The sequence below is a fragment of the Ferruginibacter sp. genome (genome assembly GCF_031391665.1).
Taxonomy (GTDB): domain Bacteria; phylum Bacteroidota; class Bacteroidia; order Chitinophagales; family Chitinophagaceae; genus Ferruginibacter.
On the sequence record NZ_JANMUN010000126.1, the window covers coordinates 1 to 8,702 of the forward strand.

Here is an 8,702-nt window from a genome sequence, read left to right on the forward strand (position 1 = left end):
CGCCAGCTTTTGTAATAGGCAATAAATAAAAGTCCGCTGTTTAAAATAATAAGATAAGTAAACAGTACTTTATAATTGCCACTGCCGGTACTTACTAAAAATGGTGCAGCAAAGCCGCCGATTAAAGCAATGATGGCCTGCTCCTGTTTATTATACAGCAATGCAAGTGCCACAGCAAATGCCGTAATAACAATCATTATTATAAATGCAGTCGTCTGGCTAAATAATTCAAACTGCTGAAACGCCAATGTAATAGTAAAATAAAAAACTGCCAGTCCCCCGCCTGCAAGTATAGAGCTGAAATTTTTGTAAGAGTTACGCAGGCGGTGTGCCAAGGCAATAAGAATACCGCCACATAAAATACCAATGGCTACACGGCCCACTTCGCCAATCCATTCTTTGTCTATTGCATATTTTACAAAAAAACCAATCGCTAAAACTAAAATAGCAATACCAATTTTGCTCACTAAATTTTCGCCAATAAATTTTTCAAGATCAGGATTGTTTCTTACCCATTTTTCACTCCAGCTTTCCTGCGGTGCTGAAGGTGGCGGTTGTACCTTTATTTTGGGAGTATCAATGGTTTCGTTTACTTCAACTGTAACTACCGGATGCTGCTGTGATAATTTTTCTTCTTCAATTTTTTTCTTTGCCTCCTTATGAAGGCGCAAGCTTTCAATAGCCGCAATTTTTTGTTTGTATTCTTCCTGTGCGTTTAATTCGGCAGCTTCTTTTTCTTTTTGTTGCTGATCGGGGGTAGTAATTACCGGAGCATTATGCTGCAGATTAAATAACTGATTTTTTAAATCCTGCAATTGTTTATTAAGAACAGATAAATCTTTTTTAAGATTATCCGCATTATTGCGCTGATTACTCTGGATATTTAAAACAATGAAAAAGATTACAGCAATTGCAAGAAAAATTAAAACTTCCATAGCAGTGTGTTAGTTACTGCAAAACAAGATACAACGATGTTTGGTACACTGCTGATATAATTTGTTAAAGCAATGCTTATGAAACTTTTCGTTTAACAATTATTTGTGTATATAATTCCCTTTAGGGTTTAGGGGCTATTTCTACATAAATCGGGCAATGGTCACTGTGTTTTACATCATGAAAGATATCAGCATCTTTCAATTGTTTTTTCAGCGGTTCGGTAACAGTGATATAATCAATACGCCAGCCTTTATTATTTAATCGTACCGTAGGAAAACGCTGGCTCCACCAGCTGTAGCGGTGCGGTTCTTTATGAAACTCCCGAAAGGTATCTATCCAGCCACTGGCCAAAAATTTTGTCATCCATTCTCTTTCCTGTGGTAAAAAACCTGAAGAATTTTTATTGCCTTTGGGGTCATGAATATCTATTTCGTTATGGGCAATGTTATAATCTCCCACTAAAATTATTTTAGGAAATTTCTTTTTTAATTTGGTAAGATAAGTATGAAATTCATCCAGCCAAACATATTTAAAAGCTTGTCTTTCATCGCCGCTGGTGCCACTGGGGAAATAGGCATTTATTAAACGGATATCACCAAAATCTAATTGTATTACACGGCCTTCGTTATCGCTGCTTTCTATACCGCAGCCAATGCAAACATTATCGGGTTTTATTTTTGTAAATACTGCTACGCCACTATACCCTTTTTTTTGTGCACTAAACCAATGGTGGTGAAAACCTAAATCTTCCAGCAGTTTTACATCTACATCGCCTTGTGTGGCTTTAGTTTCCTGTAAACAAATAATATCGGCCGGGTTGGTTTTAAGCCAATCGATAAAACCTTTTTTTAATGCGGCACGTATGCCATTAACGTTGTACGAGATGATACGCATGGGAATGAGTTTTAAAACTTGATTGTGCATAGTTACAAAAAAGAAATAAATTCATTTAATATTTATGGACGAGATAAAAGATTTTGAAGATTTTTATACTATTAAGCTGCAACCTTTAATTACTAATTTAAAAGCTGAAGCCGGAGCTGCAGGCAATTGGGGTATTATAGCGCCGGTAACTGCATTTTTGGCTGTAGTTACATTTGCCGCTTATCAAGTTGGATACATTGAACAATTCAGCGGTACTGCTATAACTTTTTTTATTATTGCAATAGCGGTAAGTGTATATTTTTATTCTAATAGAAAAGATAAGTACACCAGGGATTTTAAAGAAACAATTATCCGTGAAATCATTTCTTACCTCCATCCTGGCATTATTTATAAACCAGATGAAGTAATTGCAAAAGAAGACTACAAACACAGTGGCCTTTTTAGAAAAAATTTTGACTGGTATGATGGAGACGATTACATGGAAGGTATTTATAAGAATGTACCTTTTCGCTGTTCTGAATTACTTACTCAATACGAATCAGGTTCAAGGAATTTATTACGGACTATTTTTAAAGGATTGTTTTTTGTTGGGGAGATAAATACTTTTATTTCTTCTGCTACTTATGTTTGGGCTAGTGGCCACGAGCAGACCGGTGGAAGTATTGCAGACGAACGTTACCTTTTAATGAAGTTACCTACTGTACATAAAATTAAATTGGAATGCGCAAGTGCTGACTTTGAAAATAATTTTTCTGTTTATAGTACCAATCCTTCTGAGGCAGGTTCTATTCTTACAAAAGCTATGACGGAGAGATTTGTAAAATTTAAGCAACAGGTCGATAGGGATATTGCTATTTCTTTTGTAGCAGGCCGCTGTTATGTGGCTATTGCTATTAACGAAGATTTATTGGAGCCAACTGGTTTTGATACTGATGACAGAGAAGAAGTAAAAAAATATTTTTTCACAATTCTTCTTGTACTGAGTATTATTAATCAGTTGCATTTAAATGAAATGCAATAACGTAATACCAATAGAAAATAGTATTCTTGATTATTTTAACTATACTTGTAAAATAAAAATCTATAATGGAAAATAATAATGAACTTACCCATAACTCTGTACAACAAGATTTGTTAGCAGAGGAGTCTTATGACCTCAACAGCTATGTTTATGCTACCCAATGGCAACGCTTTGTAAATTGGTTGATAGATAATTTATTAATGCGTTTTGGGTTAAGCTACTTAACTGGAATAGTTATTGGAACTATGTTAGGATTAATTGCACCAGAATTTATTAGCAATATTGCCAACGATGGTGCAATGAGTAGTGGGATATTTTTATTATCTTTTATGATTGGGTATCTAAATTATATCGTCTATTATACTCTTTGCGAAAAATTATTTAAAGGTTATACATTAGGTAAAATTATTACCGGAACACGAGCTATTCGCCAGGATGGACAAGAACTTACTCTTAAAAATGCTTTGTTAAGGTCTTTGTCCCGTTGCGTTCCTTTTGAAGTATTTAGCGGGTTTAACACACTTACCTGGCACGATAGCTGGACTGATACAATGGTAGTTAAAATCAAGATAGATTTTACTCCAGTATCGGCCGCAACCATCTTGTTGCTTCATCCAAACTCATCCCTTTTCTTTCGGCATAATCTTTTAATTGATCGGGTTCAATTTTACCCACACCAAAATATTTACTTTCGGGGTGTGCAAAATACCAGCCTGAAACCGATGATGCCGGATACATAGCTAAGGATTCTGTAAGCTCAATACCAGTAGCTTCTTTGCCGCCCAGTAAATCAAACAATTTATATTTTTCTGTATGATCAGGGCAGGCAGGGTAGCCCGGTGCCGGACGAATACCCAAATATTCTTCTTTAATTAATTGCTCGTTAGTTAAATGTTCATCGGTTGCATAACCCCAATATTCCTGCCGTGTTTTTTTGTGCAGCAATTCTGCGAAGGCCTCTGCTAATCTATCTGCCAAGGCCTGTAAAATAATTTTATTGTAGTCATCAAAAGCAGCTTCAAACTTTTTAATGTGTGGGTCAATACCTTCAATCGTTACAGCAAATGCGCCCAGAAAATCACTCTGTGACGGAGAAATAAAATCTGCTAAAGATAAATTGGGTTGCCCCTCTGCTTTTTTTATTTGCTGGCGTAGAAACTGCAGTTGTACCACTTCTTTATCCGCTAAAACATCAACCGAATCCGGCGCCACTTTATTGGCAGGCCAAAAACCTATCGCACCCCTTGCATTCAACCATTTTTCTTCAATAATTTGTTGCAGTAATTTTTTAGCATCGTTGTATAATTTGGTGGCTTCTACACCAATAATACTATCCGTTAATATTGCCGGAAATTTACCATGCATTTCCCAGGCAATAAAAAATGGCTGCCAGTCGATGTATTCCGCAATTTCTTTTAAATCGTAATGATTAAAAATTTTTGTGCCGGTAAATGTTGGCGCCACAGGTGTGAAATTATCCCAGTTAATTTTAGCGCCATTTTTTTGGGCCTCTGCAAAAGTTAAATATTGTTTGGTAGATTTTTTATTGCCAAAGTCAACCACCAGTTTATCGTATTCTTTTTTTATGCCGCTTAAAAAGTCTGGCTTTTGTTCTTTACTTAGTAAACTACCGGCAACAGTTACACTTCGGCTGGCATCCAAAACGTGAATTACACCTTCATCATACTGTGGCGCAATTTTTACTGCGGTGTGCATACGGCTGGTAGTAGCACCACCAATCATCAGTGGCAAATTCATACCACGGCGTTTCATCTCATGTGCCACATGTACCATCTCATCCAGCGATGGTGTAATTAATCCACTCAAGCCAATAATGTCTACCTTTTCTCTAATGGCAGTTTCTAAAATTTTATCTGTAGCCACCATCACACCCAAATCAATAATATCGTAACCATTACAACCCAATACCACACCCACAATATTTTTTCCAATATCATGCACATCACCTTTTACAGTGGCTAATAATATTTTTGCAGCGCCGGCAGTTTCTTCATTAATAGTTCCTGCGGCAATGTGTGCATTTTTTCTATCTTCTTTTTCCTGTTCGATAAATGGTGTTAACACTGCCACCGCTTTCTTCATCACCCTTGCACTTTTTACTACCTGCGGTAAAAACATTTTGCCTGCGCCAAATAAATCGCCTACTACATTCATACCATCCATTAACGGTCCTTCAATTACATCTAATGGCTTAGGGTACTTTTGCCGGGCTTCTTCAGTATCTGCATCAATATAATCGGTAATGCCATTTACTAAAGAGTGCGACAATCTTTTTTCTACCGGCTCATCTCTCCACTTTTCATCTTTTACAATTTCTTTTCCTTTTGCTTTTACGGTTTCTGCAAAAACAATTAATGCTTCGGTAGCTTCGTTATTTTCATTGTTGATATTCAGAATAACATCTTCACATAATTTTTTTAATGTGGGTTCAATTTCATCATACACCACCAACTGACCTGCGTTTACAATACCCATATCCATACCTGCTTTAATGGCGTGGTACAAAAACACACTGTGTATCGCTTCCCTTACATGATCGTTTCCTCTAAAAGAAAAAGACACATTACTTACACCACCACTCACTTTGGTAAGTGGCATTAATTTTTTTATTTCTCTTGTTGCTTCAATAAAATCCACGGCATAATTACTATGCTCTTCAATACCGGTGGCTATTGCAAAAATGTTGGGGTCAAAAATAATTTCCTGCGGTGCAAAACCTACCTGCTCTGTTAATATTTTATAAGCCCGGTGGCAAATTTCTATTTTACGTTCTTTGGTATCGGCTTGTCCCACTTCATCAAAAGCCATTACTATAACTGCCGCACCATAGCTTTTACAAATATGCGCCTGCTCAATAAATTTAGCTTCACCTTCCTTCATCGAAATAGAATTCACAATACATTTTCCCTGTACACATTTTAATCCGGCTTCTATAATTTCAAATTTACTGGAGTCGATCATGATGGGTATCTTGGCAATATCCGGCTCTGCCTGTACCAGATTTAAAAAAGTGGTCATGGCTTCCACACCTTCCAGCATGGCATCATCCATATTGATATCAATTACCTGTGCGCCACTTTCCACCTGCTGGCGGGCAACAGATAATGCTTCTTCGTAAAGATTATCTTTAATTAACCTTGCAAATTTTTTGCTACCGGTTACGTTAGTACGTTCGCCAACGTTTACAAAATTTGTTTCGGGGCGAATTACCAAAGGTTCTAATCCGCTAAGGCGTAAATATGGTTTAATTGTGTTCATGTTTTATTTTTTTTGAGCCAGGCATTTAATCTTTTTTCATCTGCATTGGCGTCGTCCCGATTCATCGGGATGCTGTATATCTATATTCAACTTTTATCTAAGCGTAGGATAAAAGCAATATTATTTTATTTTTTATTTGGATAAGGAAACCCAATTGCCTTTCTTGGTTTAGCTTCCTGTATCAACAATTTTTTTAAATATTCAAATACTAATTTTATTTCATCATCATGTTTTACTAAATGCTGTTCTATTTTTTCTATTTTATTCCAAAGCTCTTTATTATCAAAAAGCAGTTGTTTCATTTTTGTAAATACCCTTATAATTTGAATATTTACTTCAACTGCTGTATCAGAATTCAGCACTGAAGAAAGCATGGCAACACCCCCTGTTCGGTAAAAGCAAAAGGGAGCTTTCTTGTACCGCCACGTCCTTGCTTCTTTGATATCGCAAATTGCGATATCAAAGAATTATATTCCTCTTTTATAAGCTGAAACATAAAATCCGATGGGTATCTTGAAATTTTCCGTTTAACAGCTTCATTTAGCCTAAATGTTTCTACACCGTACATTTCTGCCAAATCCTTATCCAGCATAACTTTTACCCCACGGATTACGTGTACTTTTTCAATAATCACTGCTTCAGCTATTTTAGTAGAAACCTGCCTTGTTGTTGCCATAAACTACTTGTTATTGTTTGAAGTCACAAATTGTGACCTCAAATTTATAAAGCACTTTCACTATTATATTTTGATATCACAAATTGTGATATCAAACTTATTTCTGCTAATTCTACATTTATTTTGAAATCGCAATTTGCGACCTCAAGTTTACAACGCTTCTTCCATCACCGGCAATTCCCTAGGCTTAAATTTCCTTACTTCGTCTGCAATATGTTTAATATGGTCGGGTGTGGTGCCGCAGCAACCACCCACAATATTTAACCAGCCATTAGCAGCCCATTCTTCAATAATATGTGCTGTTTCATGCGGCTGCTCATCGTACTCGCCAAATGCATTGGGCAAACCAGCATTAGGATAAGCAGAGGTAAAGCAACCGGCAATTTGTGATAACTCCTCAATATGCGGCCGCATTTCCTGTGCGCCTAAGGCGCAATTTAAACCCACACTTAACGGATTGGCATGTGAAACAGATGTATAAAATGCCTCTAAAGTTTGTCCGCTTAATGTTCTGCCACTGGCATCAGTAATTGTTCCGCTGATCATTATCGGCAACTCTGGTAAATTATTTTTTCTAAAGAAATTTTTTGCTGCGTAGATCGCTGCCTTAGCATTGAGGGTATCAAAAATAGTTTCAATTAATAATACATCCACACCACCTTCTACCAATGCTTTTATTTGGTCGGTGTAAGCAGCGGCTACTTCATCAAAAGTTACGGCACTAAAGCCCGGATTGTTTACATCAGGTGATAATGATAGTGTTTTATTTAAAGGACCGATAGCACCGGCAACCCAGGCAACTTTACCCGATTGTTTAATTGCTTCCCGTGCACATTTTGCACTGGCCACATTCATTTCGTAAGCAATGGCTTGCATATCGTAATCGGCTTGTGCAATTACGGTGCTGCTGAAAGTATTGGTTTCAATAATATCTGCACCGGCATCTAAATATTGTTTGTGTATGCCAATGATAATTTCGGGTTGCGTTATACTCAATAAATCGTTATTACCTTTTACATCGGTATGCCAGTCTTTAAAACGTTCGCCGCGATAATCGGCTTCTTCCAGTTTATGACGCTGTATCATGGTGCCCATGGCGCCATCAATAATTAATATTTTTTCTTTTAATGCTTTTTCTATTGAATGCATAGTGTTATGATTTTAAGGCGATGCAAATTGGTATGCCGTACAAGTGAGTGACACAACGATGATGACCATAGCTGAAAAAGTTCACTTCAAAAAAATTAGACTTATAAACGTTGGAAAACTTAGTGGAGTTTTTTGGACGTTTATTAGTTCTGTTGTAGGCTGAACAATAAACAAATCTGCCTGTATTTGTAGTGCAAATGTACAATACAAAAGCCGTAACACAAAATGTTACGGCTTTTCTTTAAGTGATGCTGCCAGCACCAATATTTACACAAGACTTAGTTTTTTAAAAGGATATTTATTTTTTTGGTTTTGGATAGTTGGATCTGGATAATAAACGGGACAGGCAATTTTAATTTTTTGTAAAAGTTAACTGGTCATCCTGCAAAGGATTGTCGTCTTTTAACTTAATGACAGTAGCAGTTTTTTGTACAATTTGCCAATCATCGTTGATGTCGCTCAATACAGGATCGGCGCCAAAATTAATAGTAAACTTGCTGCTGCTTTCGCTCCATGTGCCGGTAACAGTACTGCCTGCTTTAGTTGCAATAACATGCCCGCCCGAATTGAATGCAAAAGAGTAACCATTAAGATTACTGGTTTCGTCTTTTTGATCCCAGTGAAAACTTACCCGCCATGTACCGGCAATTGGCGTGGTGTTATTAATGGCCGCTACATCATCGCTTTTGGAGCAGGAAGATGATTGCAACGTGGTAAACATTGTTACCAATGCCAGGGCTGCTAAAAGATTAATGC

At 36.9% G+C, this 8,702-nt stretch carries 8 protein-coding genes and 1 pseudogene; 2 read left to right on the top strand and 7 right to left on the bottom strand.

Annotated features, from left to right (window positions below; all coding sequences use genetic code 11):
• Together ACY651_RS09300 and ACY651_RS09305 are read right to left on the bottom strand one after the other, a co-directional pair.
• Positions 1 to 935, bottom strand: a 935-nt coding sequence (locus ACY651_RS09300; protein WP_462251975.1) for a DUF2339 domain-containing protein, incomplete at its 3' end; no start/stop codon positions are given.
• 121 nt (positions 936 to 1,056) lie between these two features.
• Positions 1,057 to 1,830: an exodeoxyribonuclease III gene (locus tag ACY651_RS09305; protein WP_462251977.1), complete on the bottom strand. Its 774-nt coding sequence runs from the start codon at positions 1,828 to 1,830 to the stop codon at positions 1,057 to 1,059.
• 64 nt (positions 1,831 to 1,894) lie between these two features.
• Here ACY651_RS09305 and ACY651_RS09310 point away from each other — a divergent pair, with 64 nt between their 5' ends.
• Both ACY651_RS09310 and ACY651_RS09315 read left to right on the top strand, forming a co-directional pair.
• Positions 1,895 to 2,842 carry a DUF3137 domain-containing protein gene (locus tag ACY651_RS09310; RefSeq protein WP_462251979.1) on the top strand — a complete coding sequence of 316 codons (948 nt, stop codon included), beginning with the start codon at positions 1,895 to 1,897 and terminating at the stop codon, positions 2,840 to 2,842.
• Positions 2,843 to 2,907: 65 nt separating this feature from the next.
• A pseudogene (locus ACY651_RS09315) lies at positions 2,908 to 3,354 on the top strand (RDD family protein); the annotation flags it as partial.
• A gap of 64 nt (positions 3,355 to 3,418) precedes the next feature.
• Here ACY651_RS09315 and metH read toward each other — a convergent pair.
• The 5 genes from metH to ACY651_RS09340 all read right to left on the bottom strand — a co-directional run.
• Positions 3,419 to 6,121 carry a methionine synthase gene (metH, locus tag ACY651_RS09320; RefSeq protein ID WP_462251981.1) on the bottom strand — a complete coding sequence of 901 codons (2,703 nt, stop codon included), beginning with the start codon at positions 6,119 to 6,121 and terminating at the stop codon, positions 3,419 to 3,421.
• A gap of 125 nt (positions 6,122 to 6,246) precedes the next feature.
• Positions 6,247 to 6,423 carry a hypothetical protein gene (locus tag ACY651_RS09325; RefSeq protein ID WP_462251983.1) on the bottom strand — a complete coding sequence of 59 codons (177 nt, stop codon included), beginning with the start codon at positions 6,421 to 6,423 and terminating at the stop codon, positions 6,247 to 6,249.
• Positions 6,424 to 6,476: 53 nt separating this feature from the next.
• Positions 6,477 to 6,797 carry an ORF6N domain-containing protein gene (locus ACY651_RS09330; protein ID WP_462251985.1) on the bottom strand — a complete coding sequence of 107 codons (321 nt, stop codon included), beginning with the start codon at positions 6,795 to 6,797 and terminating at the stop codon, positions 6,477 to 6,479.
• Between the two features lie 150 nt (positions 6,798 to 6,947).
• Positions 6,948 to 7,946, bottom strand: coding sequence for a homocysteine S-methyltransferase family protein (locus ACY651_RS09335; protein ID WP_462251987.1), 999 nt, complete (start codon positions 7,944 to 7,946; stop codon positions 6,948 to 6,950).
• 352 nt (positions 7,947 to 8,298) lie between these two features.
• Positions 8,299 to 8,702 (bottom strand): hypothetical protein (locus ACY651_RS09340; protein WP_462251989.1); only part of this gene is annotated, 404 nt, incomplete at its 5' end.